The organism is Pseudomonas sp. IPO3778, from assembly GCF_013386825.1.
In the GTDB taxonomy this organism is placed as follows: Bacteria; Pseudomonadota; Gammaproteobacteria; order Pseudomonadales; family Pseudomonadaceae; genus Aquipseudomonas.
This window is the reverse complement of the sequence record NZ_JACARC010000029.1, coordinates 97,277-121,514: the sequence shown is the minus strand read 5'-3', so window position 1 is coordinate 121,514 and position 24,238 is coordinate 97,277. Positions and strand designations below refer to the sequence as shown.

The 24,238-nt window shown below is 61.8% G+C and carries 25 protein-coding genes; 22 read left to right on the top strand and 3 right to left on the bottom strand.

The window, feature by feature from the left end:
- Positions 1 to 135: 135 nt before the first annotated feature.
- A complete protein-coding gene (locus tag HX855_RS13945; RefSeq protein WP_177083771.1) occupies positions 136 to 651 on the bottom strand; it encodes a DUF2062 domain-containing protein in 516 nt (171 codons plus the stop codon).
- Positions 652 to 798: 147 nt separating this feature from the next.
- Between HX855_RS13945 and HX855_RS13940 the strand changes: the two genes are divergently transcribed.
- The 10 genes from HX855_RS13940 to HX855_RS13895 all read left to right on the top strand — a co-directional run bounded on the left by HX855_RS13940 (position 799) and on the right by HX855_RS13895 (position 9,339).
- The gene (locus tag HX855_RS13940; protein ID WP_177083955.1) at positions 799 to 3,090 is read left to right on the top strand and encodes a DNA internalization-related competence protein ComEC/Rec2; all 2,292 of its coding nucleotides are present in this window, start codon (positions 799 to 801) and stop codon (positions 3,088 to 3,090) included.
- A gap of 31 nt (positions 3,091 to 3,121) precedes the next feature.
- The gene (locus HX855_RS13935; RefSeq protein ID WP_063033914.1) at positions 3,122 to 3,757 is read left to right on the top strand and encodes a MotA/TolQ/ExbB proton channel family protein; all 636 of its coding nucleotides are present in this window, start codon (positions 3,122 to 3,124) and stop codon (positions 3,755 to 3,757) included.
- Positions 3,754 to 4,182 carry a biopolymer transporter ExbD gene (locus HX855_RS13930; RefSeq protein ID WP_177083773.1) on the top strand — a complete coding sequence of 143 codons (429 nt, stop codon included), beginning with the start codon at positions 3,754 to 3,756 and terminating at the stop codon, positions 4,180 to 4,182. Before HX855_RS13935 ends, HX855_RS13930 begins: the two co-directional genes overlap by 4 nt.
- The gene (lpxK, locus tag HX855_RS13925) at positions 4,182 to 5,192 is read left to right on the top strand and encodes a tetraacyldisaccharide 4'-kinase (RefSeq protein WP_177083775.1); all 1,011 of its coding nucleotides are present in this window, start codon (positions 4,182 to 4,184) and stop codon (positions 5,190 to 5,192) included. Before HX855_RS13930 ends, lpxK begins: the two co-directional genes overlap by 1 nt.
- Before the next feature lie 24 nt (positions 5,193 to 5,216).
- A complete protein-coding gene (locus HX855_RS13920) occupies positions 5,217 to 5,402 on the top strand; it encodes a Trm112 family protein (protein ID WP_003174668.1) in 186 nt (61 codons plus the stop codon).
- The gene (gene kdsB, locus HX855_RS13915) at positions 5,399 to 6,163 is read left to right on the top strand and encodes a 3-deoxy-manno-octulosonate cytidylyltransferase (RefSeq protein ID WP_177083777.1); all 765 of its coding nucleotides are present in this window, start codon (positions 5,399 to 5,401) and stop codon (positions 6,161 to 6,163) included. The genes HX855_RS13920 and kdsB overlap by 4 nt, the downstream gene beginning before the upstream one ends.
- Positions 6,163 to 6,627, top strand: coding sequence for a low molecular weight protein-tyrosine-phosphatase (locus tag HX855_RS13910; protein ID WP_017475823.1), 465 nt, complete (start codon positions 6,163 to 6,165; stop codon positions 6,625 to 6,627). The genes kdsB and HX855_RS13910 overlap by 1 nt, the downstream gene beginning before the upstream one ends.
- A complete protein-coding gene (gene murB / locus HX855_RS13905; protein ID WP_177083779.1) occupies positions 6,624 to 7,643 on the top strand; it encodes a UDP-N-acetylmuramate dehydrogenase in 1,020 nt (339 codons plus the stop codon). The genes HX855_RS13910 and murB overlap by 4 nt, the downstream gene beginning before the upstream one ends.
- 125 nt (positions 7,644 to 7,768) lie before the next feature.
- Positions 7,769 to 8,755 carry an XdhC family protein gene (locus tag HX855_RS13900; protein ID WP_177083781.1) on the top strand — a complete coding sequence of 329 codons (987 nt, stop codon included), beginning with the start codon at positions 7,769 to 7,771 and terminating at the stop codon, positions 8,753 to 8,755.
- Positions 8,752 to 9,339 (top strand): NTP transferase domain-containing protein, encoded by a 588-nt coding sequence (locus tag HX855_RS13895; protein ID WP_177083783.1) that lies wholly within the window; start codon positions 8,752 to 8,754, stop codon positions 9,337 to 9,339. Before HX855_RS13900 ends, HX855_RS13895 begins: the two co-directional genes overlap by 4 nt.
- A gap of 144 nt (positions 9,340 to 9,483) precedes the next feature.
- Here the strand turns inward: HX855_RS13895 and rne are convergent, their stop codons facing one another.
- Positions 9,484 to 12,750, bottom strand: a complete 3,267-nt coding sequence (gene rne / locus HX855_RS13890; RefSeq protein WP_177083785.1) for a ribonuclease E — start codon at positions 12,748 to 12,750, stop codon at positions 9,484 to 9,486.
- 738 nt (positions 12,751 to 13,488) lie between these two features.
- Between rne and rluC the strand changes: the two genes are divergently transcribed.
- From rluC to HX855_RS13875, 3 genes are read left to right on the top strand one after another with little or no spacing between them, the layout of a single operon-like run.
- Positions 13,489 to 14,448, top strand: a complete 960-nt coding sequence (rluC, locus tag HX855_RS13885) for a 23S rRNA pseudouridine(955/2504/2580) synthase RluC (RefSeq protein WP_004371325.1) — start codon at positions 13,489 to 13,491, stop codon at positions 14,446 to 14,448.
- Positions 14,435 to 15,097, top strand: a complete 663-nt coding sequence (locus HX855_RS13880; protein WP_177083787.1) for an HAD-IA family hydrolase — start codon at positions 14,435 to 14,437, stop codon at positions 15,095 to 15,097. Before rluC ends, HX855_RS13880 begins: the two co-directional genes overlap by 14 nt.
- Positions 15,098 to 15,118: 21 nt before the next feature.
- Positions 15,119 to 16,111, top strand: a complete 993-nt coding sequence (locus tag HX855_RS13875; RefSeq protein ID WP_177083789.1) for a S49 family peptidase — start codon at positions 15,119 to 15,121, stop codon at positions 16,109 to 16,111.
- Between the two features lie 130 nt (positions 16,112 to 16,241).
- Here the strand turns inward: HX855_RS13875 and HX855_RS13870 are convergent, their stop codons facing one another.
- On the bottom strand, positions 16,242 to 16,820 hold the full coding sequence (locus HX855_RS13870; protein ID WP_177083792.1) for a nucleoside triphosphate pyrophosphatase: 579 nt from the start codon (positions 16,818 to 16,820) through the stop codon (positions 16,242 to 16,244).
- A 105-nt stretch (positions 16,821 to 16,925) separates the two neighbouring features.
- On the opposite strand from HX855_RS13870, the gene HX855_RS13865 reads away from it, so the two are divergent.
- The 9 genes from HX855_RS13865 to mltG all read left to right on the top strand — a co-directional run bounded on the left by HX855_RS13865 (position 16,926) and on the right by mltG (position 24,225).
- Positions 16,926 to 17,453, top strand: a complete 528-nt coding sequence (locus tag HX855_RS13865; RefSeq protein WP_004371317.1) for a YceD family protein — start codon at positions 16,926 to 16,928, stop codon at positions 17,451 to 17,453.
- A 13-nt stretch (positions 17,454 to 17,466) separates the two neighbouring features.
- Positions 17,467 to 17,649 (top strand): 50S ribosomal protein L32, encoded by a 183-nt coding sequence (gene rpmF, locus HX855_RS13860; RefSeq protein ID WP_004371305.1) that lies wholly within the window; start codon positions 17,467 to 17,469, stop codon positions 17,647 to 17,649.
- Positions 17,650 to 17,653: 4 nt separating this feature from the next.
- The gene (gene plsX / locus HX855_RS13855; RefSeq protein ID WP_177083794.1) at positions 17,654 to 18,664 is read left to right on the top strand and encodes a phosphate acyltransferase PlsX; all 1,011 of its coding nucleotides are present in this window, start codon (positions 17,654 to 17,656) and stop codon (positions 18,662 to 18,664) included.
- 126 nt (positions 18,665 to 18,790) lie between these two features.
- On the top strand, positions 18,791 to 19,729 hold the full coding sequence (gene fabD / locus HX855_RS13850; RefSeq protein WP_177083796.1) for an ACP S-malonyltransferase: 939 nt from the start codon (positions 18,791 to 18,793) through the stop codon (positions 19,727 to 19,729).
- Positions 19,730 to 19,756: 27 nt separating this feature from the next.
- Positions 19,757 to 20,500, top strand: coding sequence for a 3-oxoacyl-ACP reductase FabG (fabG, locus tag HX855_RS13845; RefSeq protein WP_177083798.1), 744 nt, complete (start codon positions 19,757 to 19,759; stop codon positions 20,498 to 20,500).
- Positions 20,501 to 20,692: 192 nt separating this feature from the next.
- A complete protein-coding gene (gene acpP, locus HX855_RS13840; protein ID WP_010165887.1) occupies positions 20,693 to 20,929 on the top strand; it encodes an acyl carrier protein in 237 nt (78 codons plus the stop codon).
- 110 nt (positions 20,930 to 21,039) lie between these two features.
- Positions 21,040 to 22,284, top strand: a complete 1,245-nt coding sequence (gene fabF / locus HX855_RS13835) for a beta-ketoacyl-ACP synthase II (RefSeq protein ID WP_177083800.1) — start codon at positions 21,040 to 21,042, stop codon at positions 22,282 to 22,284.
- Complete coding sequence (gene pabC, locus HX855_RS13830) at positions 22,284 to 23,099, top strand: aminodeoxychorismate lyase (RefSeq protein ID WP_177083802.1); 816 nt, start codon at positions 22,284 to 22,286, stop codon at positions 23,097 to 23,099. Before fabF ends, pabC begins: the two co-directional genes overlap by 1 nt.
- A gap of 1 nt (position 23,100) precedes the next feature.
- Positions 23,101 to 24,225 (top strand): endolytic transglycosylase MltG, encoded by a 1,125-nt coding sequence (gene mltG, locus HX855_RS13825; protein ID WP_177083804.1) that lies wholly within the window; start codon positions 23,101 to 23,103, stop codon positions 24,223 to 24,225.
- Positions 24,226 to 24,238: the final 13 nt, after the last annotated feature.

Genomic DNA, 24,238 nt, shown 5'->3' with positions numbered 1-24,238 from the left:
AATTAATGACCTGAGGCAAACCTAGGGCCGTTGGGTGCCCGGTGGCGGCCCTGGCGGGTGATGGTTTCGAAGCGTTGAAGCGGGAGCGGATCTTTGGGGCGTACGGGGGGAAGGCGGGCAACCGCCCGGTGATGTTTACAGCCTGCGCTGTTTGCGTTTTTTCCACTGGCGGGCCACCCACCAGCGCCAGTAGCCCATGGTCAGGCAATACCCCAGCGCTGCCATCACCAGCCCCAATACCACCGAGCCCAGCAGGAAGGGTTGCCACAGCGTCGACAACTGCCCGCTGATCCATTCCCAGGTCAGCTCGTCGGGCATGGTGCGGGGGGGCACGTTCATCAGCCAGGCGCCGGTCATGTAGGTGCAGAAGAACACCGGCGGCATGGTAATCGGGTTGGTCAGCCACACCAGGCTGACGGCAATCGGCATGTTGCCGCGCACGCTGATGGCGAGGATCGCGGCCAGCAGCATCTGCAAGGGAATCGGGATAAATGCCGCGAACAGGCCCACCGCCATCGCCCGCGCGACCGAATGCCGATTGAGGTGCCAGAGGTTCGGGTCATGCAGCAATTTGCCGAGAAAGCGTAAGGACTTGTGTTCCCGAATGCTGGTCGGATCGGGCATGTACCGTTTGAATAAGCGCCGTGGCATAAGGGGTCCAGGTCAGTTCGAGGGGCAAGTATGCCCGCATTCTACGAACGGGAAATTCAGACTTTGTGACAAATAATAATAGGCCCGATCGGTGCCCCGGCTAAGACTCAATGGGTCGCTTTCAAGGAAAGATCCATGAGAACAGGGATGTTCGCCCTCGCGCTGGGGCTGCTCGCCTTGCGTTTTTTACCCGCGTTGCCCTCCGGTGGCTGGCTGCTGTTGATGCCGGTGCTGGCCCTGATGCTGTTGCCTTTTCGTACTTATCCGCTGGCATTTTTCCTGCTCGGGTTGAGCTGGGCGTGCCTCAGTGCGCAGTGGGCGCTGGACGACCGACTGGCCCCACGGTTGGATGGCCAGACCCGCTGGGTGGAGGGGCGTGTTACCGGGTTGCCGCAACAGACGGGCGACGGTGTGCGCTTTGAACTGACCGACAGCCGGTCACGTAACGACCTGCTTCCCAGACGCATTCGTGTGTCCTGGCGCGGCGGGCCGCCGGTCCGGAGCGGTGAGCGCTGGCGGTTGGCCGTCACCCTCAAACGCCCCTCCGGGCTGCTCAATACCGAGGGTTTTGACTATGAAGCCTGGCTGCTGGCCCAGCGGATTGGCGCCACCGGTTCGGTCAAGGATGGCCAGCGGCTGGCGCCGGCGCGGCATGCCTGGCGCGACGGGATTCGCCAGCGGCTGTTGGCGGTAGATGCCCAGGGGCGTGAGGCAGGCCTGGCGGCACTGGTGCTCGGGGATGGTTCCGGGTTGGCCACTGAGGATTGGCGTGTGCTGCAAGACACCGGCACCGTGCACCTATTGGTGATTTCCGGCCAGCACATCGGGCTGCTGGCAGGGTTGATCTATGGCCTGGTCGCCGGCCTGGCGCGCTACGGAGGGTGGCCGAAACCCTTGCCGTGGCTGCCTTGGGCCTGCGGCCTGGGGTTTGCAGCCGCGCTGGGCTACGGCGTGCTGGCGGGTTTCGAGGTGCCGGTGCAACGGGCCTGCGTGATGGTGGGATTGGTCTTGCTGTGGCGCCTGCGGTTTCGTCATCTGGGAATCTGGTGGCCGCTGTTGCTGGCCCTGAATGCCGTGCTGATCCTCGAACCGCTGGCCAGCCTGCAGCCGGGGTTCTGGCTGTCTTTTGCGGCCGTAGCGGTGCTGATCCTGGCATTCAGCGGTCGACTGGGCCCGTGGCGTGCCTGGCAGGCCTGGACCCGGGCCCAGTGGTTGATTGCCATCGGTCTGTTTCCGCTGCTGCTGGTGCTCGGCCTGCCCATCAGCCTGAGCGGGCCGCTGGCCAACCTGGTGGCCGTGCCGTGGATCAGCCTGGTGGTGTTGCCCTTGGCCCTCCTGGGGACGGCGTTATTGCCGCTGCCTTATATAGGAGAGGGTTTGTTATGGCTGGCGGGCGGCGCGCTGGACTGGCTGTTCAAGGCCCTCGCCCTGCTGGCACAGCACCTGCCGGCCTGGCTGCCGGCGCACGTGCCGGTGGGCTATTGGCTGGTGAGCCTGCTGGGGGCCGTGTTGTTATTGCTGCCCAAGGGCGTCCCGTTTCGGCTGCTGGGCTGGCCGATGTTGCTGCTGGCGGTGTTCCCGCCCCGGGAATCGGTGCCCCATGGGCAGGTCGAGGTGGTGCAACTGGATGTTGGCCAGGGGTTGTCGATCATCCTGCGCACCCGCAACCACGTGCTGCTGTATGACGCCGGGCCGCGCTCCGGCGAGTTCGACCTTGGGGCTCGCGTTGTGCTGCCAGCCTTGCGCAAGCGGGGTGTCAAGGCACTGGACGTGATGCTGCTGAGTCACGCCGACGCCGACCATGCCGGCGGTGCATTGGCCGTGGCCCAGGGCTTGCCGGTCAAACGGGTGGTAGGCGGCGAGACACAGCGGCTACCGGCGGCTCTCGGTACTCAAGCGTGTGTCAGCGGCGAGCGCTGGGAATGGGACGGGGTGACATTCGAGCTGTGGCAATGGCCTGATGCGACGGACGGTAATCAGATGTCCTGTGTGTTGCGGGTGCAGGCCAACGGCGAGCGGCTGTTGCTGACCGGTGACATTGACCGTGACGCCGAGCGGGCCTTGCTGGCCACCCCCTTGGGCGCTCCGGTCGACTGGCTGCAAGCGCCTCACCATGGCAGCCGCAGTTCCTCGTCGTGGCCTTTTCTACAGCGCCTCGCCCCCCGGGCGGTATTGATTTCCCGTGGCCGCAGCAATGGGTTTGGCCATCCCCATCCCCAGGTGCTGGAGCGTTACCAGGCCGTGGGCAGCGTCATCTATGACAGCGCCGAACACGGCGCGCTGCGGCTGCAACTGGGCACCTTCCAGCCGCCGGTGGCCGCGCGCAGCCAGCGCCGTTTCTGGCGCGAGCCGCCGCCGCAAAACAGCGTTACCAAAGACCCGGTACTGCGACAGGATGCTCTGGGGCAGGCCAGCCCTTCCACCGGACCCTTATGGTAAAGTGGCGCACTTTTTCGAGGGGGCATTCACTGTGTGGGAATTGGTCAAATCCGGCGGCTGGATGATGTTGCCGATCATTTTGAGTTCCATCGCCGCACTCGGCATCATCGCCGAACGCCTGTGGACCCTGCGTGCCAGCCGCGTAACCCCTGACCACCTGCTGGGCCAGGTCTGGGGCTGGATCAAGAACAAGCAACTCGACAAGGCAAAACTCAAGGAGCTGCGGGCCAACTCGCCCCTGGGTGAAATCCTTGCCGCCGGCCTCGCCAATTCCAAGCATGGTCGCGAGATCATGAAGGAATGCATCGAAGAGGCTGCCGCCCGGGTCATTCATGAGCTGGAGCGCTATATCAATGCCCTCGGTACCATCGCCGCCATGGCCCCGTTGCTCGGGCTGCTGGGTACGGTGCTGGGCATGATCGATATCTTCAGCTCCTTCATGGGCTCGGGCATGACCACCAACGCCGCGGTGCTGGCCGGTGGTATTTCCAAGGCCTTGATCACCACGGCGGCGGGCCTGATGGTCGGTATTCCTTCGGTGTTCTTCCACCGCTTCCTGCAACGGCGCATCGACGAACTGGTGGTGGGCATGGAGCAGGAAGCCATCAAGCTGGTGGAAGTGGTGCAGGGCGACCGTGACGTGGACCTGGTTGAGGGCAAAGCGTGAAATTTCGCCGCAAGCGACGGGAGAACGTCGATATCAACCTGGCGTCGTTGATTGACGTGGTGTTCATCCTGCTGCTGTTTTTTGTCGTCACCACCACCTTTACCCGGGAAACCCAACTGCGCGTCGACCTGCCGGAAGCCGTCAGCGGTTCACCGGCGGAAGACCAGCAGGCCAAACAACTGGATATCGCCATCAGCGCCGATGGCGTGTTCTCGGTGAATAACCAGTTGCTGGAGAAAAACGACCTGGCCAGCCTGATGGATGCACTGCAAAAAGAGTCGGGGGGTGATACCAACCTGCCACTTTCCATCAGCGCCGATGGCAACACCAAGCACCAGGCCGTGATCACTGCGATGGACGCTGCCGGCAAGCTCGGCTTCAGCCATTTGCGCATGACCACTGTCGAGGCGGCGAGCCCACCCTGATGGCCATGACTGATCGTTTGCTCAAGGCCTGGTACGAAGGCCATCCGGCGCTGGCGTTGCTGCAGCCGCTGGAATCCCTCTATCGCCGGGTGGTGCAGCGCAAACGTGCGCGGTTCCTGGCGGGAGAGGGCGAGATCTATCAGTCGCCGGTGCCGGTTGTGGTGGTCGGCAATATCACCGTCGGCGGTACGGGCAAGACGCCTTTGATTCTGTGGCTGATCGACCATTGCCAACGCAGCGGTTTGCGCGTCGGTGTGGTCAGCCGGGGTTATGGCGCCAAACCGCCACAGTTTCCATGGCGAGTAGAGGCCGATCACAGCGCATCGGTGGCGGGGGATGAGCCCTTGCTGATCGTGCAGCGCAGCGGCGTACCGCTGATGATCGACCCGGATCGCAGCCGCGCCGTAAAAGCGCTGCTGGCCAGCGAAACCCTGGACCTGATCCTCTCCGACGACGGCTTGCAACATTATCGCCTGGCCCGTGACCTGGAACTGGTGCTGATCGATGCCGCCCGTGGGCTCGGTAACCGCCGCTGCCTGCCGGCGGGGCCGTTGCGTGAGCCGATCGAGCGTTTGCAAAGCGTCGATGCGCTGCTCTATAACGGCGCCGGTGCAGACCGTGACGACGGCTTTGCCTTCCGTCTGTTGCCCACCGCGCTGGTCAACCTGCACACCGGCGAGCGCAAACCCGTCGACCATTTCCCGGTGGGGCAACAGGTACATGCGGTGGCCGGTATCGGCAACCCGCAACGTTTCTTCAACACCCTTGAAACGCTACACTGGCGCCCAATACCCCATGCTTTTGCCGACCATGCGCCCTACAGCGCCGAGGTCTTGAATTTCACACCGGCACTGCCGTTGGTCATGACCGAAAAAGACGCGGTGAAGTGCCGCGCCTTTGCCAGGCCCGACTGGTGGTACCTTGCGGTGGACGCTGCACCGTCACCGGCGTTTGTTGCCTGGTTCGACACGCAGTTGATGCGCTTGCTGCCCGCCCGCCTTTTGCCTTAAAACGCTGCTCTCCAGGACATACTCATGGACACCAAACTGCTCGATATCCTCGCTTGCCCGATCTGCAAAGGCCCGCTCAAGCTCAGCGCCGACAAAACCGAGCTGATCAGCAAGGGCGCCGGCCTGGCGTACCCGATCCGTGATGGCATTCCGGTAATGCTCGAAAGCGAAGCCCGCACCCTGACCACCGACGAGCGCCTGGATAAATGACCACCGCCTTCACCGTTGTCATCCCGTCCCGTTACGCCTCCACTCGCCTGCCCGGTAAACCGCTGCAGCTGATCGGCGACAAGCCGATGATCCAGCTGGTGTGGGAACAGGCCTGCAAAAGCAGCGCCGAACGTGTGGTGGTGGCCACCGATGATCCGCGCATCATTGAGGCCTGCAAACGCTTTGGCGCCGAAGCGGTGCTGACCCGCGAAGATCACAATTCCGGCACCGATCGCCTGGCCGAAGTGGCCTCTAAGTTGGGGCTGGCGGCGGACGCCATCGTGGTCAACGTGCAAGGCGACGAGCCGCTGATCCCGCCCAGCGTGATCGATCAGGTGGCGGCCAACCTGGCTGCCCATGGCGAAGCCCGCATGGCGACCCTGGCCGAGCCGATCGAAGACATCCAGACCCTGTTCAACCCCAACGTGGTGAAAGTGGTCAGCGACATCAATGGTCTGGCGCTGACTTTCAGCCGCTCCATCTTGCCGTGGGCGCGGGACGCGTTCGCCAAACAGCCTGACGTGCTGCCGGCGGGCGTGCCTTACCGCCGCCACATCGGCATCTACGCCTACCGCGCCGGCTTCCTGCATGACTTCGTCAGTTGGGGCCCGTGCTGGCTGGAAAACACCGAATCCCTGGAGCAACTGCGTGCCCTGTGGCACGGCGTACGCATTCACGTGGGCGATGCCCTGGAAGCGCCGCCGGCCGGTGTCGACACCCCGGAAGACCTCGAACGCGTCCGTCGCCTGCTGGGGGCCTGATGCAGGTTCTGTTCGTCTGCCTGGGCAATATCTGCCGTTCACCCACGGCAGAAGGCGTGTTGCGCCACAAACTGCGTGAAGCCGGCCTGGCCGATCGGGTGGAAGTGGCTTCCGCCGGCACCGGTGAATGGCACGTCGGCAATCCACCGGACAAGCGCAGCCAGCGAGCAGCGCTGCAACGTGGCTACGACTTGTCGGCCCAGCGTGCGCAGCAGGTGTCGCGTGCCGACTTTTCCCGCTACGACCTGATCCTGGCTATGGACCAGAGCAACCTGCGCAACCTCAAGGCCATGCAGCCGGCCCAGGGCAAGGCGGACCTGGACCTGTTCCTGCGCCGTTACGACTCGGTGGTGGATGAAGTGCCAGACCCGTACTACGAAGGCGACCAGGGTTTTGAAACCGTCCTCGACCTGATCGAGCGCGCCTGTGACCTGTTGGTGATTGAATTGAAGGGCCGGTTATGACGTTGCAGGTACACCCACAGGTTTCCCTCAAGCCGTTCAACAGCTTTGGCATCGACGTGCGTGCCCGGCTATTTGCCGAGGCCCACAGCGACGCCGACGTGCGTGAAGCCCTGGCCTACGCCGCCGGGCAGCAGTTGCCGTTGCTGGTGATTGGCGGCGGCAGCAATTTGCTGCTGACCCAGGACATCGACGCGCTGGTGCTGCGCATGGCCAGCCAAGGTATTCGGGTAGTGCACGACGATGGCGTGCACGTGGTGGTGGAAGCCGAAGCCGGAGAAGCCTGGCATCCCTTTGTACTGTGGACGTTGGCCCAGGGTTTTTCCGGCCTGGAAAACCTCAGCCTGATTCCGGGCACGGTCGGAGCCGCACCGATGCAGAACATCGGCGCCTACGGAGTGGAGATCAAGGACGTGTTCGCCGGCCTGACCGCCCTCGACCGCCAGACCGGCGAGCTGCGGGATTTCAGCTTGGCCGAGTGTAACTTTGCCTACCGCGACAGCCTGTTCAAGCACGAAGTCGAGCGCTGGCTGATTCTGCGGGTGCGTTTTGCCTTGAGCCGCGCGGTGCACCTGAAGCTGGAGTACGGGCCGGTGCAGCAGCGCCTGACCGAGCAAGGCATTACGCAGGCCACCCCCAGCGACGTCAGCCGCGCGATTTGCAGTATTCGAAGCGAGAAACTCCCGGACCCGGCAGTGCTCGGCAATGCTGGCAGCTTCTTCAAGAACCCGCTGGTGCCCCAGGCGCTGGCTGCCGAGTTGCAGCTTCAATATCCGGACCTGGTGGCTTACCCCCAGGCCGACGGGCAGATGAAACTGGCCGCCGGCTGGCTGATCGACAAGGCTGGCTGGAAGGGTTTCCGCGACGGTGACGCGGGTGTGCATCGCTTGCAGGCACTGGTGCTGGTGAACTACGGAGCGGCCACTGGCCAGGACATTGCTGGCCTCGCGCTACGTATCCAGCAGGACATCGAAAAGCGTTTCCAGGTTGTGCTGGAAATGGAGCCCAATCGCTATTGAACTAAGCTTGTTTTTTGACGCACCAAGCCCTGCATTGCAGGGCTTTTTTATGTCCGCTGAGTTAACTTAGCTGACTATCAATATTTTTATCAGCTCACGGAAGATTGGCAGGAGGCGAACGCCTGATGGACAGTGTCGATCTGAATGTATTGCGTAGCGTGCTGGAATGGCGCCGCGCCGGGCAGCGGGTGGTGCTGTACAGCGTGGTCCAGACCTGGGGCAGCGCGCCGCGCCCACCGGGGGCCATGCTGGCGTTGCGTGACGATGGGGTCGTGATTGGCTCGGTGTCGGGCGGGTGCATTGAGGACGACTTGATCGCCCGTTTGCAGGATGGTCGGCTGCCTGATGATGGGCCGCCGGTGCAGCTCGTGACGTATGGCGTTACTCGCGACGAGGCCGCGCGGTTTGGCCTGCCCTGTGGCGGCACCCTGCGCCTGACGGAGGAGCGGGTGGGCGATCCAGGCTGGGTCGCTGAGCTGCTGGCGCGTTGCGAGGCGCATGAGATTGTCGCCCGTGAATTGGACCTGGCCACCGGTGAGGTGGTGCTGAGCGGCGCGAGCAAGACCGATACGGTCACCTTCGACGGCACGCGATTGCGGGCGATTTATGGCCCGCGCTGGCGCCTGCTGCTGATCGGCGCGGGCCAGCTGTCACGCTATGTGGCGGAAATGGCGCGGTTGCTGGATTTCGAAGTGCTGATCTGCGACCCGCGCCAGGAGTTTGTCTACGGCTGGGAAGAACAGCACGGGCGCTTTGTGCCGGGCATGCCCGATGAGGCCGTACTGAATATCCAGACCGATGAACGCACTGCCATTGTTGCGCTTACCCATGACCCGCGCCTGGATGACATGGCGCTGCTGACAGCCCTCAATTCCAAGGCGTTCTACATTGGCGCCCTGGGTTCGCGGGTTAACAGCGAGAAACGCCGTGAAAACCTGGCGGCGCTGGGGCTGAGTGCGGAGGCTATTGCGCGGCTGCATGGACCGATTGGCCTGCATATCGGCAGCCATACGCCGGCTGAGATCGCGTTGTCGCTGATGGCGGAAATTGTCGCGATCAAGAACGGGATTGATCTATTGCAGAAAAAACCATTGCAGGCAGCGGTCAGTTGACGGACATCACCGCGATTATCCTGGCGGCGGGGCAGGGCAGTCGTTTTCGGGCTGAGGCGGGTGCGGATCAGGACAAGTTGTTGGCGCCCTGCGTGGGCCGGGATGGCATCACACGGCCGGTGATCGAACAGGTCCTGGTGAATTTGCCACCGACGGTTGCCCGGCGTTGGCTGGTGACGTCGCCGGACAGAACCGAAGTGATTCGGTTGGCAACGGTTCACGGTTGTGAGGTGCTGCTGTTGCGCTCTCCGGGCATGGGCGACAGCATCGCCGCAGCGGTGGCGGCCAGTGGTCCGTCTGCCGGTTGGTTGGTGGTGTTGGGGGATATGCCGTTTGTCCTGCCGACGAGCATCGCCCAGGTGATGGCAGGCCTTGAAGACGACGGTATCAGTGTACCGGTGCACGCAGGCCAGTACGGGCATCCCGTGGGATTTGGCCGTTCATTCGGTCCAGCCTTGATGGCGCTGACCGGAGACCGTGGAGCCAAGCCATTATTTGCCCAGGCGTGGGTGCAGGAAGTGGCCGTCGACGATCCCGGTGTGGTGTGGGATGTGGACGTGCCGGCCTTGTTGAACTACCGCTAGCGGGTGATCGCTCCCATGCTCTGCGTGGGATGATCGTTCCCACGCACTGCGTGGGAATGCATCCCGTGACGCTCTGCGTCACCCAGCGCTCATAAAAAAGCCCCGCCTGATCACTCAGGCGGGGCTTTTTAGTGGCCGATGGAATCAGACGAGGGGTTTAGGCTCGTGCTCTTCTTCCAGGGCTTTTGGGGTGTGCTCTACCACTTCTTCAACGGAACGCGGGTTCTCGTCAACGACAGGGGCAGTGTGCTCAACCACGGCTTCGGTGACCGGCGCAGGGGCTGCTTCGACCACTTCAGCGACTGCCGGAGCAGCCTCTGCAGCGGCTTTGGCAGCAGCGGCGGCCGCTTCAGCTTCCTTGCGGCGACGACGCACTTCACGTGGGTCGTTCGGCGCACGGCCGTTTTCGGTCAGGGCGCTGGCCGGAGCGGCTTCAACCACCGGTGCCGCCACTTCGGCAACCACTGGCGCTTCAACCACTGGCGCAGGCTCGGCAACAACGGCGACCGGTTCAGCGGCGACAACCACTTCAGCGACTGGCGCTGGCGCTTCTTCGACGACTGGAGCCGGTGCCGGTGCTTCGACTGCTTCAACTACTACAGCAGGCTCGGCAGTCCACTGGAAGGCGGTCTGTTCTTCGCGAACTTCGCGCACTTCAGGGGTTGGCTCGGCAACCGGTGCTTCAACCGGTGCTTCAACAGCGGCTTCAACCACTGGCGGTTGTTCAACAACCACCGCAGGCTCGGCAACCACTTCAGCTTCAGGCTGAGGCTCGCGAACTTCACGAACTTCACGAGTATGGCGAACCGGTGCTACTTCCACTTCTGGAACCGCTGGCGCTTCGACTGGAGTCGTCGCTTCAACCACGGGCGCTTCGACGACTGGCGTCTCTACAACCGGGTTTTCCTGGATGGCAGCAGTGGCGGCTTCAGCTTGCTCGTTGGCTTGGGCTTCAGCAGGTGCGCTGATGACCGAGCTGGCAACCGCAGCGGTAACGGCCAGGCCGGCAGCCAGTTCGGCGCCAGTTGGTTCGCCGGCAGTGGCTTCGCCGGTCTCTTCCGAGCCTTCGATTTCATTGCCGTTGGCATCACGTTGACGCTCGCGACGGTTGCTGCGACGACGCTGGCCACGGGAGCGGCGGCGTGGACGATCGCCTTCGGCGTTGTCCTGGCCGTCTTCCTGTTGCTGGTCTTCGTTCGACAGCAGCTCTTCTTCTTCACCGGCAACCGCGGCCTGCTCGGCACGTGGTTGACGCTCTTCACGAGGAGCGCGCGGCGCACGCTCTTCACGGGGCTGACGAACTGGACGTTCTTCAGCCGTGGCAGCGGTGACGGCAGCAGCGGCTACAGCAGGAGCTGCGTCCAACGGCTCGCGCAGTTCACGCACGCGCTCTTCACGCTCGCCACGTGGCTTGCGGTCTTCACGCGGGGCGCGTGGAGCGCGCGGTGCACGTTCTTCGCGTGGAGCACGCTCTTCACGGGCTACGGTTGGCGTTTCTTCACGGGCTTCGCGCGGTTGGCGCTCTTCACGTGGGGCGCGTTCTTCGCGCGGTGCACGTTCTTCACGAGGCTTGCGCTCTTCGTCACGGCGACCGTTGCGATTGCGGCTCTGCTGACGACCGTTGCGACGCTCTTCGTTGCGTGCAGGGCGTTCAGTCACAGGCTTCTCGACCACAACTGGAGCAACCGGCTCTTCCTTGGTGGCGAACAGGCTGACCAGCGACTTCACCAGGCCCTTGAACAGGCTTGGCTCAGGCAGGGCAGCAGGCGCTGCAACCGGAGCAGCAGCTTCAACCGGAACCGGTGCGTTGGCACGGGCTGGTGCGGTCTTGACGGCGGCTTCCTGGCGAACCAGGGTGCGGGTCGCAGCGGCTGGCTGGACTTCTTCCACTTCGGCAGCGGCAGCAGCGATTTCGTAGCTGGACTGATTGACGTGGGCTTCCGGGCTGTCATCACGCAGGCGCTGCACTTCGAAGTGCGGCGTCTCGAGGTGATCGTTCGGCAGGATGACGATGCGGGCACGGGTGCGCAGTTCGATCTTGGTGATCGAGTTGCGTTTTTCGTTGAGCAGGAACGCAGCGACCGGGATCGGCACCTGGGCGCGCACTTCGGCAGTGCGGTCTTTCAGGGCTTCTTCTTCGATCAGGCGCAGGATCGCCAAAGACAGCGATTCAACGTCACGGATGATGCCGGTGCCGTTGCAACGCGGGCAGACGATGCCGCTGCTTTCGCCCAGGGATGGACGCAGGCGCTGACGGGACATTTCCAGCAGGCCGAAGCGCGAGATACGGCCGACCTGTACGCGGGCACGGTCAGCTTCCAGGCATTCGCGGACTTTCTCTTCCACGGCGCGCTGGTTCTTGGCCGGGGTCATGTCAATGAAGTCGATCACGATCAGGCCGCCGATGTCACGCAGGCGCAACTGGCGGGCGATTTCTTCAGCCGCTTCCAGGTTGGTCTGCAGGGCGGTTTCTTCGATGTCGCTACCCTTCGTGGCGCGCGCCGAGTTGATGTCGATGGACACCAGGGCTTCGGTCGGGTCGATCACGATGGAGCCGCCGGAAGGCAGTTCGACGACGCGCTGGAAAGCGGTCTCGATCTGGCTTTCGATCTGGAAACGGTTGAACAGCGGAACGCTGTCTTCGTACAGCTTGATCTTGCTGGCGTACTGCGGCATCACCTGGCGGATGAACGTCAGGGCTTCGTCCTGGGCTTCAACGCTGTCGATCAGCACTTCGCCGATGTCCTGGCGCAGGTAATCGCGGATGGCGCGGATGATCACGTTGCTTTCCTGGTAGATCAGGAACGGCGCGGAACGATCCAGGGACGCTTCTTTGATAGCGGTCCACAGTTGCAGCAGGTAGTCGAGGTCCCACTGCATTTCTTCGCTGCTGCGGCCCAGGCCGGCAGTGCGCACGATCAGGCCCATGTCGGCCGGAGCGATCAAGCCGTTCAGCGCTTCACGCAGTTCGTTGCGCTCTTCGCCTTCGATGCGACGGGAGATACCGCCGGCACGCGGGTTGTTCGGCATCAGGACCAGATAGCGGCCAGCCAGGCTGATGAAGGTGGTCAGGGCGGCGCCCTTGTTGCCACGTTCTTCTTTTTCCACCTGAACGATGACTTCCTGGCCTTCGCTCAGGACGTCCTTGATGTTCACGCGGCCTTCTGGGGCTTTCTTGAAGTATTCGCGGGATATTTCTTTGAGGGGCAGGAAACCATGGCGCTCGGAGCCGAAATCGACAAAGGCAGCCTCAAGGCTTGGTTCGATACGAGTAATCCGGCCTTTATAGATGTTGGCCTTCTTTTGCTCGCGTGCACCGGACTCGATGTCCAGGTCGTAGAGGCGTTGGCCGTCTACCAGTGCAACACGCAACTCTTCGGGTTGAGTTGCGTTAATCAGCATTCTTTTCATGTTGTACCGTCGGTTTCCGGGCTGCCGGAAACGGCGTTCGGCACACACGACTTCTCACGGTCGGTGTCAGGTGCGTCAAGAGTGGTTGGCCACTCCAGTGTCCAGCAATACCCGCCAAAATGGGCGATATCGCGACGTACGCTTCCTGCTTGCTGTGGTGACTTAAGCACTCAGTCAGGAGGAGGAATCAACCGGCGACTGTGGACGAGATGAAGCGTCTAAATATAAGCCTAGTGCTACACGGTCCGACGGTTGTGCATCTCCACCCTACACGTATCCCTGATAATTCGGGTGCTGCCGCGCGCAGAATCCGCAGCGGGTTGGCATTTACCGTGTTCTCCAATGGGGAGAACACGCTCATGGCTAAACAAGACCGGGTGTGGGCGACTGTGCTCTCACTCAGCTCGTAACAGGCGTTGTTTCCGAAGCATTCGCCGTGGTCTGGCTCAAGACTGACTGCACTTTGTGAACTGGCCGTAAATATCGGCGCAAAAGGCGAGTAATCACTCTGCTTTTTGCACTCGCTTCAGGCCTCATGTCACCTGCGCTTGTTACAATCTCGAGCCTTCCAGGGTGGCGAAAGCCCCGTAGGACGGCCTCGCGTCCTGATGAATTGCGATGGTCAGGGCCGGCAGTTTGCCGCTAGTCCTCTGTCCAGGCCGCTTTTGGCGGCGTTCGCGACTATAGCAGCAATGATTAAGTGCTTCAATTCCATAAAAAATTGTTATCATCGCCGCCATGACGACTACCGCCCCCCAGACCCCCAGCGTCCAGCTGCTCGAGGTCTCGCCGGAATATGCCGGCCAACGCATCGACAACTTTCTTCTTGCCAGGCTCAAAGGCGTGCCCAAGACCTTGATTTACCGCATTTTGCGTAAAGGCGAAGTGCGCGTGAACAAGGGCCGGATCAAGCCCGAGTACAAGCTGCAGGCGGGCGACATCGTCCGTGTGCCGCCGGTGCGGGTGCCTGAGCGCGACGAGCCGGTCCCTCTGGCCCAGGGCCTGTTGCAGCGCCTTGAAGCGTCGATTGTCTTCGAAGACAAGGCGCTGATCGTGATCAACAAGCCGTGCGGCATCGCCGTTCACGGCGGCAGCGGCCTCAACTACGGGGTGATCGAAGCCTTTCGTCAGTTGCGCCCGGATGCCAAGGAGCTGGAGCTGGTCCACCGTCTGGACCGTGACACCTCGGGCCTGCTGATGATCGCCAAGAAGCGCAGCATGTTGCGCCACCTGCATGCCGCCCTGCGCGGCGATGGCGTGGACAAGCGCTACATGGCGCTGGTGCGCGGCAACTGGGCCACCTCGATCAAGAGCGTCCGTGCGCCGTTGCAGAAGAGCAACCTGCGTTCCGGCGAGCGCATGGTCGAAGTGGACGAGGAGGGCAAGGAGGCGCTGACGCTGTTCAAGGTCCTGCGCCGTTTCGGCGACTTTGCGACCATGGTCGAAGCCAAGCCGGTCACCGGCCGTACCCACCAGATTCGGGTGCATACCCTGCATGCGGGGCACTGCATCGCGGGCGATACCAAATATGGCGACGAGGATTTCTCCAAGGAAATTCGCGACCTGGGCGGCAAGCGCCTGTTCCTGCACGCCTACATGCTGACGGTTCCGCTGCCCGATGGCGGCGAATTGAAGCTGCAAGCGCCTGTCGATGAGATGTGGGCCAAGACCGTGGAGCGCCTGAGTGTCGCACCCTGACTACAAACTGCTGATCTTTGACTGGGATGGCACCCTGTGCGATTCCATTGGTCGGATTGTCGAGTCGATGCACGCGGCGTCGACCCGTTCCGGTTACGCGTTGTGCGACGACCTGGCGGTCAAGGGCATTATCGGTCTGGGCCTGCCGGAAGCGATCCGCACCCTGTATCCAGAGATCGGTGACGACGAGCTGATAGCCTTTCGTCAGCACTATGCCGATCACTATATGGCCCTGGATGCCCGGCCTTCACCGTTGTTTGAAGGCGTGGCCCAGGCCATGGAAGCGTTTCGCGCCGACGGTTATCACCTCGCGGTGGCCACCGGCAAGGCCCGTCGCGGCCTGGATCGGGTGCTCAAGGCCCATGGCTGGGAAGATTATTTCGACGCCACCCGTGCGGCGGATGAAACCGCCAGCAAACCTCACCCTCTGATGCTCGAACAGATCCTCGCTCAATGTGGCGTTTCGCCCCGGCAGGCGTTGATGGTGGGTGATGCGTCGTTCGACCTGATGATGGCGCGCAATGCGGGCATGGACTCCGTGGCGGTCAGCTACGGCGCCCAGTCTGCCCAGGCGTTGCAGGCGTATGAGCCGAGACTGACGATTGACCGTTTTTCTGAATTGCAGGCCTGGCTCAGCCGGGCCCATTAAGTCTTTGCTGGGGTAGATGGCATGACCGATGAGTGGAAAGCGCCTGAGAAGGCCAATGCCGATAACAATGGCGATGACAGAAGCTGGAAGTTGCTGGAAAAAACCCTGCTGGCCAGTGTGCAGGAGCAGCGTCGCTCGCGGCGTTGGGGGATCTTTTTCAAGCTGCTGACCTTTATTTATCTGTTGGGCATGCTGGCGCTGTTCAGTCCGTTGATGGACATGGAAAAGAGTGCCACCCGTAGCGGCAACTACACGGCATTGATCGAAGTGCGCGGAGTGATTGCCGACAAGGAGTCTGCCAGCGCCGACAATATTGTCAGCAGTCTGCGGGCCGCCTTTGAGGATTCCAAGGTCAAGGCCGTGATCCTGCGCATCAACAGCCCGGGCGGCAGTCCGGTGCAGTCGGGTTATGTGTATGACGAGATTCGTCGCCTGCGTGCCTTGCACCCGGACATCAAGTTGTATGCGGTGATCTCCGACCTGGGTGCCTCGGGCGCCTATTACATCGCCAGCGCTGCCGACGAGATCTACGCCGACAAGGCCAGCCTGGTGGGTTCCATTGGCGTGACGGCGGCCGGTTACGGGTTTGTCGGCACCATGGAGAAGCTGGGGGTGGAGCGGCGTACCTACACGTCCGGCGAGCACAAGTCGTTCCTGGATCCGTTCCAGCCGCAAAAGGCGGATGAAACCCAGTTCTGGCAGGGCGTGCTGGACACTACCCATCGGCAGTTCATTGCCAGCGTCAAGCAAGGGCGTGGTGACCGGCTCAAGGATAAAGAACATCCGGAGCTGTTCTCCGGCCTGGTCTGGTCCGGCGAGCAAGCGTTGCCACTGGGCTTGATTGACGGCCTGGGCAGTGCCAGTTCGGTGGCGCGGGACGTGATTGGCGAGAAAGAGCTGGTGGACTTCACCGTTCAGGAGTCGCCGTTTGACCGCTTCTCCAAGAAGCTGGGTGCCAGCGTGGCTGAGAAGCTGGCGCTGTACATGGGCTTCCAGGGGCCGACGCTGCGCTGAAGCCTTGAACGCGGCATGACTCAAAATGTGGGAGCTGGCTTGCCTGCGATAGCATCACCTCGGTGCGACAGATGTACCGAGGTGTCTGCATCGCAGGCAAGCCAGCTCCCACATTTGTTTTGTGGTGTTCTCAGGGTATCTGCACACCTTCGGCCAGCAGCATGTCCACCAGCCGAATCAGCGGCAGGCCGACCAGGCTGGTAGCGTCCGGTCCTTCGGTGCTTTGAAACAGGCTCACCCCCAAACCCTCGGCCTTGAAGCTGCCAGCGCAGTCGTAGGGCTGCTCGATGCGCAGGTAGCGTTCGATACGGGCTGCGTCCAGCGTGCGCATGTGCACGGTGAAGGGGATGCAGTCGACCTGGCAGTGCCCGGTGGCACTATTCAGTACGGCGAGGCCTGTGAGGAAGCTGACGCGCTTGCCGCTCGCCGCCAGCAACTGCTCGCGGGCCTTCTCGAAGGTGTGGGGCTTGCCGATGATCTGCCCGTCGAGCGCGGCGACCTGGTCCGAGCCGATAATCAGGTGCCCTGGATGACTGACGGCCAGGGCGCGGGCTTTTTCCTCGGCGAGGCGCTTGACCAGTTCCATGGCGGACTCGTCCGGGCGGCGGCTTTCGTCGATGTCCGGCGAACTGCATATGAACGGCAGGTGCAGGCGGTTCAACAATTCCCGGCGATAAACCGAGCTGGAAGCGAGTAATAAAGGCAGCATGGGCGTCTCCTCAAGGCAGTCGCGGATTCTAGCGGGGAGGCCCTGCGACGGACAGGGCTGAATTTCCTTTGACATGGCCGGGTGCATCCCTATAATGCTGCGCCTATGTTGAATGACCCGATTCCACCTCACGTTGACCCGCGCAAATTGGCTGATCGTGGCACCACCCTTCAAGGTGAGCTGCTCCTGGCCGATTTGGAGAGACTCTGCGACCCGCTTTCCGACACTGTCGGTACGGTGCAGGCTAAATTCGTTTTTGAACGAGATGAACGTAAGTCTGTGGTAATCCACAGCTTTATCGACACCGAAGTCAAAATGGTTTGCCAGCGTTGTCTTGAGCTGGTCACCCTGCCGATCCACAGCGAATGCAGTTATGCTGTGGTGAAAGAGGGTGCGAATACCCAGTCGTTGCCGAAAGGTTATGACGTGCTGGAACTGGGCGAAGATCCTTTGGATCTGCAGTCACTGATCGAGGAGGAGCTTTTGCTCGCCTTGCCCATTGTGCCTGCTCATCATCCGGAAGAATGCCAGCAGCCGGCGGGTCTCGATGAGCCCGAACCGAGCGAGGACGAGGTAACGCGGTCCAACCCGTTCAGTGTATTGGCGCAGTTAAAGCGTGACCCAAACGTTTAGGAGTTAATCAATTATGGCTGTTCAGCAGAACAAAAAATCCCGCTCTGCCCGTGACATGCGTCGTTCGCACGACGCCCTGACGGCAAGCACTCTGTCTGTAGAAAAAACCACCGGTGAAGTTCACCTGCGTCACCACGTATCGCCAGAAGGCGTATACCGTGGCCGTAAAGTGATCGACAAGGGCGCTGACGAGTAATCACTTGTCTGCTCAAGTCATCGCGATTGACGCAATGGGCGGGGACTTCGGTCCCCGCAGCATTGTTCAGGCCTGCATTGCTTGCCTGTCTGCCACGCCCTCGCTGCACCTGGCCCTCGTCGGTCAACCCTCCTTACTTGAAGAACTGATTGCCAGCCATCCGGCGGTGGATCGCGCGCGCCTGACGATTACACCGGCCAGCGAAACCATTACCATGGATGAAAAGCCTGCGACGGCCTTGCGCGGCAAACCTGACTCTTCAATGCGGGTGGCCCTGCAGCTGGTGCGCGATGGCAAGGCCCAGGCCTGCGTCAGTGCCGGCAATACCGGGGCGTTGATGGCGTTGTCCCGGCATGTGCTGAAAACCCTGCCGGGGATTGACCGGCCAGCGATGGTCGCGGCAATCCCGACCCAGCAGGGCTACTGCCAGTTGCTGGACCTGGGGGCGAACGTCGATTGCAGCGCCGAGCATCTGCTGCATTTTGCGCTGATGGGTTCGGTGGCGGCCGAAGCGCTGGGCGTGGCCCGGCCGCGTGTAGCGTTGCTGAACATCGGCACCGAAGACATCAAGGGCAATCAGCAGGTCAAGCTGGCAGCGACGCTGTTGCAAAGCGCCCGCGGCTTGAACTACATCGGTTTTGTCGAGGGTGACGGCGTGTACCGCGGCGAAGCGGATGTGGTGGTGTGCGACGGGTTTGTCGGCAATATCCTGCTCAAGTCCAGCGAAGGCCTGGCGACGATGATTGCGGCGCGCATCGAAGCCTTGTTCAAGCGCAACCTGGCGTCACGCCTGGTGGGCGCCCTGGCGCTGCCCTTGATGCGGCGTTTGCAGGCCGACCTGGCACCGGCGCGGCATAACGGCGCGAGTTTCCTGGGGTTGCAGGGCATTGTGGTGAAAAGTCACGGTTCGGCAGGGGTGCAGGGTTTTCAAAGTGCCATCCAGCGCGCCTTGATCGAGATCCAGGAAAACCTGCCGCAACGCTTGCACGGTCGTCTTGAGGATCTGTTGCCTTAGGCGAATGGGGCCGGAAATGCTTAAATGTGACCGGCCAGTTCAATTGACCATCCAATCTGTCAGTTTCTAGCGCTCCCACCTGTGGGGCGTCAATTTCCGACGACCAGATCATTAGGGGCTTGTTACATGTCTACATCCCTCGCATTCGTCTTTCCAGGGCAGGGTTCGCAGTCCCTCGGCATGTTGGCCGAGCTGGGCGCGGAACATCCGCTGGTCCTGGAAACTTTCAAGGAAGCTTCCGATGCCCTGGGTTACGACCTGTGGGCACTGACCCAACAAGGGCCGGAAGAGCTGCTCAACCAAACCGACAAGACCCAACCGGCCATTCTGACCGCCTCCGTCGCCCTGTGGCGCCTGTGGCTGGCAGAAGGTGGTGCGCGTCCGGCCTACGTCGCCGGTCACAGCCTGGGCGAATACAGCGCCCTGGTGGCCGCTGGCAGCCTGACCCTCGGTGAAGCGGTCAAGCTGGTCGAGCGTCGTGGCCAGTTGATGCAGGAAGCGGTTCCGGCCGGGCAGGGCGGCATGGCTGCCATTCTCGGCCTGGAAGATGCTGACGTGATCGCGGCCTGTGCCGAAGCGGCTCAGGGCGAAGTGGTCAGCGCCGTCAACTTCAACTCCCCGGGCCAGGTGGTGATCGCCGGTGCCAAGGCCGCTGTAGAGCGCGCCATCGAAGGCTGCAAGGCCAGTGGCGCCAAGCGTGCGTTGCCGCTGCCGGTCAGCGTGCCGTCCCACTGCGAGCTGATGCGCCCGGCTGCCGAGCGTTTCGCCGAGTCCATCGCCGCGATCAACTGGCAGGTGCCGCAGATCCCGCTGGTGCAGAACGTCAGCGCTGCAGTGGCTTCCGACCTGGAAACCCTCAAGCGCGACCTGCTGGAGCAGTTGTACAAGCCGGTTCGCTGGGTTGAGTCGGTGCAGACCCTTGCCGCCAACGGCGCCACTCAATTGGTAGAGTGCGGCCCGGGCAAGGTCCTGGCCGGCCTGAACAAGCGTTGCGCCGAAGGCGTGTCGACTTCCAACCTCAATACCCCGGATGCCTTCGCTGCCGCTCGCGCAGCCCTGGCCTGATAATTTCCGAACTCAGGAGAAGCCTGCATGAGTCTGCAAGGTAAAGTTGCACTGGTCACCGGCGCAAGCCGTGGCATTGGCCAGGCGATCGCCCTGGAGCTGGGCCGTCTGGGCGCTGTGGTCATTGGTACCGCCACCTCCGCCGCCGGCGCTGAGCGCATTGCCGCGACGCTGAAGGAAAACGGCGTTCAGGGCACCGGCCTTGAGCTTAACGTGACCAGCGATGAGTCCGTTGCTGCTGTATTGGCTGAAATCACAGCGCAATTCGGTGCACCGGCTATTCTGGTGAATAACGCCGGTATCACCCGCGATAACCTGATGATGCGCATGAAAGACGACGAGTGGCATGATGTCGTCGATACCAACTTGAACAGTCTGTTTCGCCTGTCCAAAGGTGTTTTGCGCGGCATGACCAAGGCGCGTTGGGGTCGAATTATCAATATTGGCTCCGTAGTGGGTGCCATGGGCAACGCAGGCCAAGTAAACTACGCAGCCGCCAAGGCCGGTCTGGAAGGTTTCAGCCGTGCGCTGGCGCGTGAAGTGGGCTCGCGGTCGATTACGGTCAACTCGGTGGCCCCTGGGTTCATCGACACCGATATGACCCGCGAACTGCCAGAAGCGCAACGTGAAATGTTGCTGGCGCAGATTCCGCTGGGCCGCCTGGGCCAGGCTCAAGAGATCGCGAAAGTGGTCTCTTTCCTGGCATCCGACGGTGCGGCATACGTGACTGGGGCTACAATCCCGGTTAACGGCGGGATGTACATGAGTTAAATTGTGACGGATCGCTTCAAAAAAATGTCATACGAGCTGTCTAAAATCCGTTATAAAGCTGCAATCTATTTATAGGCAGATGGCCAATAGGGTACGAGGGTGAAGCTTTCAGTTGAAAAGCTGAAAAGCCTTTCTATACACTTACCCACTGGCCAGCTGCCTGAATTTGTCCATTAGGAGTGAAAACAAGGTATGAGCACCATCGAAGAGCGCGTCAAGAAAATCGTTGCTGAGCAACTGGGCGTTAAAGAAGAAGAAGTGACCAACACTGCTTCCTTCGTTGAAGACCTGGGTGCCGACTCCCTTGACACCGTTGAGCTGGTGATGGCTCTGGAAGAGGAATTCGAGACCGAAATCCCGGACGAAGAAGCTGAAAAAATCACTACCGTTCAAGCTGCTATCGACTACGTTACTAGCCACCAGGCGTAATAGTTTGTAATCGTCGCTTGCTGTGATGGAAAAACCGCACTGCCCTATGGCGTGCGGTTTTTTCCTTTAAGCCTGATGCAAAGTGTCGTCATTAGAAAAAGGAGAGTGCTGTGTCGCGTAGACGCGTCGTAGTCACCGGTATGGGTATGTTGTCGCCACTGGGTACGGATGTGCCGAGCAGTTGGCAGGGCATTCTGGCTGGCCGCAGTGGTATTGGTCTGATCGAACACACGGACCTTTCTGCCTATTCCACCCGTTTTGGCGGCTCGGTAAAGGACTTCAATGTCGAGGAATATCTCTCGGTCAAAGAGTCCCGCAAACTCGACCTGTTCATTCAATACGGCCTGGCAGCCGGTTTTCAGGCAGTGCGTAATGCCGGCCTGGAAGTCACCGACGCCAACCGTGAGCGCATCGGCGTGGCCATGGGTTCGGGTATTGGCGGTCTGACCAATATCGAAGAAACCAGCCGCACGTTGCATGATTCCGGCCCCCGTCGAATTTCACCGTTCTTCGTGCCTGGCTCGATCATCAATATGATTTCCGGTTTCCTGTCCATCCACTTGGGTGCCCAGGGGCCTAACTACGCCATTTCCACGGCGTGCACCACGGGCACTCACTGCATCGGCATGGCGGCGCGCAATATCGCCTATGACGAAGCTGACGTGATGATCGCCGGCGGTGCCGAGATGGCCGCCTGCGGTTTGGGCATGGGCGGCTTCGGCGCGTCCCGTGCACTGTCGACCCGCAATGACGAGCCGACCCGTGCCAGCCGTCCGTGGGACAAGGGCCGTGACGGCTTTGTATTGGCCGACGGTGCCGGTGCGCTGGTCCTCGAAGAGCTGGAGCACGCCAAGGCCCGTGGCGCCACCATCTACGCCGAGCTGATTGGTTTCGGCATGAGCGGTGATGCGTACCACATGACGTCGCCGCCGTCTGACGGTGCAGGCGCTGCACGCTGCATCACCAATGCGTTGCGTGATGCCAAGGTCAACATTGACCAGGTGCAGTACATCAACGCCCATGGCACTTCCACGCCGACGGGCGACCTGGCGGAAGCCGAGGCCATCAAGTCGGTGTTCGGCGAGCATGCCTACAAGCTGGCGGTCAGCTCCACCAAGTCCATGACCGGGCACCTGCTGGGTGCGGCGGGTGCGGTCGAAGCGATCTTCAGTGTGCTGGCCATCAAGGATCAGGTCGCTCCGCCGACCATCAACCTTGATGAGCCGGATGCAGGCTGCGACCTGAACTTCGTGCCTCATGAGCCGCAGAAGATGCCGATCGACGTGGTGTTGTCCAACTCGTTCGGTTTTGGTGGTACCAACGGTTCCCTGGTGTTCCGCCGGTTCGCCGAGTGATGGAAAGTTGGGTCGACGGTCAGCCAGTGGGCGCAGTGCCCCTGAAAGACCGTGGCCTGGCATACGGTGATGGCCTGTTCGAGACCATTGCCGTCAAGGCCGGGCAGCCCGTGTTGCTCGACCGCCACCTGCAGCGCCTTGAAGAGGGTTGCAGGCGGTTGGCGATTGTTGCGGATCAGCCGCTGATCCGCAGCGAATTGCTGGCCTATGCCGCCGCCCTCGGTGACGGTGTACTCAAGTTGATCCTGACCCGTGGCGACAGCCAGCGCGGTTATGGCATCAGCGCTGTCGCTCCCGCGCGGCGCATTCTGCAAGGCAGTCCGCCTGCCACTTATCCCCCGGAACATGCAGCGTCGGGCATTCGCCTGTTTGCGTGTACCACCCGTTTGTCCGAACAACCGTTGCTCGCCGGTCTCAAACACCTCAATCGCCTGGAACAGGTGTTCGCCCGCAACGAGTGGCAGGATGCCGAGCACGCCGAAGGTTTGATGCTAGATATGTCCGGTCGAGTCGTTGAAGGCGTCTTCAGCAACCTGTTTCTAGTGCGTGACGGCAGGCTGCTGACCGCTGATCTGAATCGCTGTGGCGTGGCCGGCGTCATGCGGGCCGAGGTGTTGGCCCAGGCGCAGGTGCTGGGCATCCCGGTGAGCGTGGCCGATATCAGCCTTGAGCAGCTGCAACAGGCCGACGAAGTCTTTGTGTGCAATAGCGTATATGGCATTTGGCCTGTGCGTGGATGTGCTGCGATGAGCTGGTCGGTTGGGCCGCTCACCCGTAAACTGCAGGGCATTGTTCGCGCACTATTGGGTATTTGATTTGAGACGTAAATTTGTATTGTTGCTGGAGATCGGTCTGGTCCTGGCGGGTTTGCTGCTGGGCGCGTCGGCCTGGAAGCTGACCTCGGCCCTTGAACAGCCGTTGAATCTGACCCAGGAGCAATTGCTGGACGTACCGGCCGGCTCGACACCCACGGGCACCTTCAATCGCCTGGAAAATGACGGTGTGATCAAGGATGCGTTCTGGTTGCGTCTCTACTGGCGTTTCAACCTCGACGGCCAGCCGCTGCACAGCGGCGAATACCGCATGACCCCGGGCCTCACCGCCGAGGGCCTGATCGGTTTGTGGCAGCGTGGCGAAGTGGTGCAGTACAGCATCACGCTGGTGGAAGGCTGGAACTTCCGCCAGGTGCGCGCCGCCCTGGCCAAGCATGAAAAAATAGAGCAAACCCTGTCGGGCCTGAGTGACAGCGAGGTGATGGAGAAACTCGGCCATCCTGGCGTGTTCCCCGAGGGCCGCTTCTTCCCGGACACCTACCGCTTCGTGCGCGGCATGACCGACGTCGAGTTGCTGAAGAAATCCTACAACCGGCTGGACGATGTGCTTGCTCAGGAGTGGAGCAAACGTTCGGCCGAGGCACCGTACACCGAACCCTATCAAGCGCTGATCATGGCCTCGCTGGTCGAGAAAGAAACCGGTGTGCCGGAAGAGCGCGGCCAGATTGCCGGGGTGTTTGTGCGGCGCATGCAGATCGGCATGCTGCTGCAAACCGACCCGACGGTGATCTACGGCCTCGGCGAGCGCTACACCGGCAAGCTGACCCGTGCCCACCTCAAGGAAGCCAACCCCTATAACACCTACATGATCGCCGGGCTGCCGCCGACGCCGATTGCCATGGTCGGGCGCGAGGCGATTCATGCTGCGCTGAACCCGGTGGCGGGCAGCAGCCTGTATTTTGTCGCCCGGGGCGATGGCAGCCATATTTTCTCGGATAACCTGGATGCCCATAATGCTGCGGTGCGTGAGTTCCAGATGAAGCGCCGCGCCGATTACCGTTCCAGCCCCGCGCCCGCGCCGGCGGCAAAACCTGCGGACGCGCCGGTGGATACGCCCGCCGAGCCGTCTCCTGCGCCTGACGACGCCACGCCGCAAAGCCCGCAATGACTCTGACTAAGGA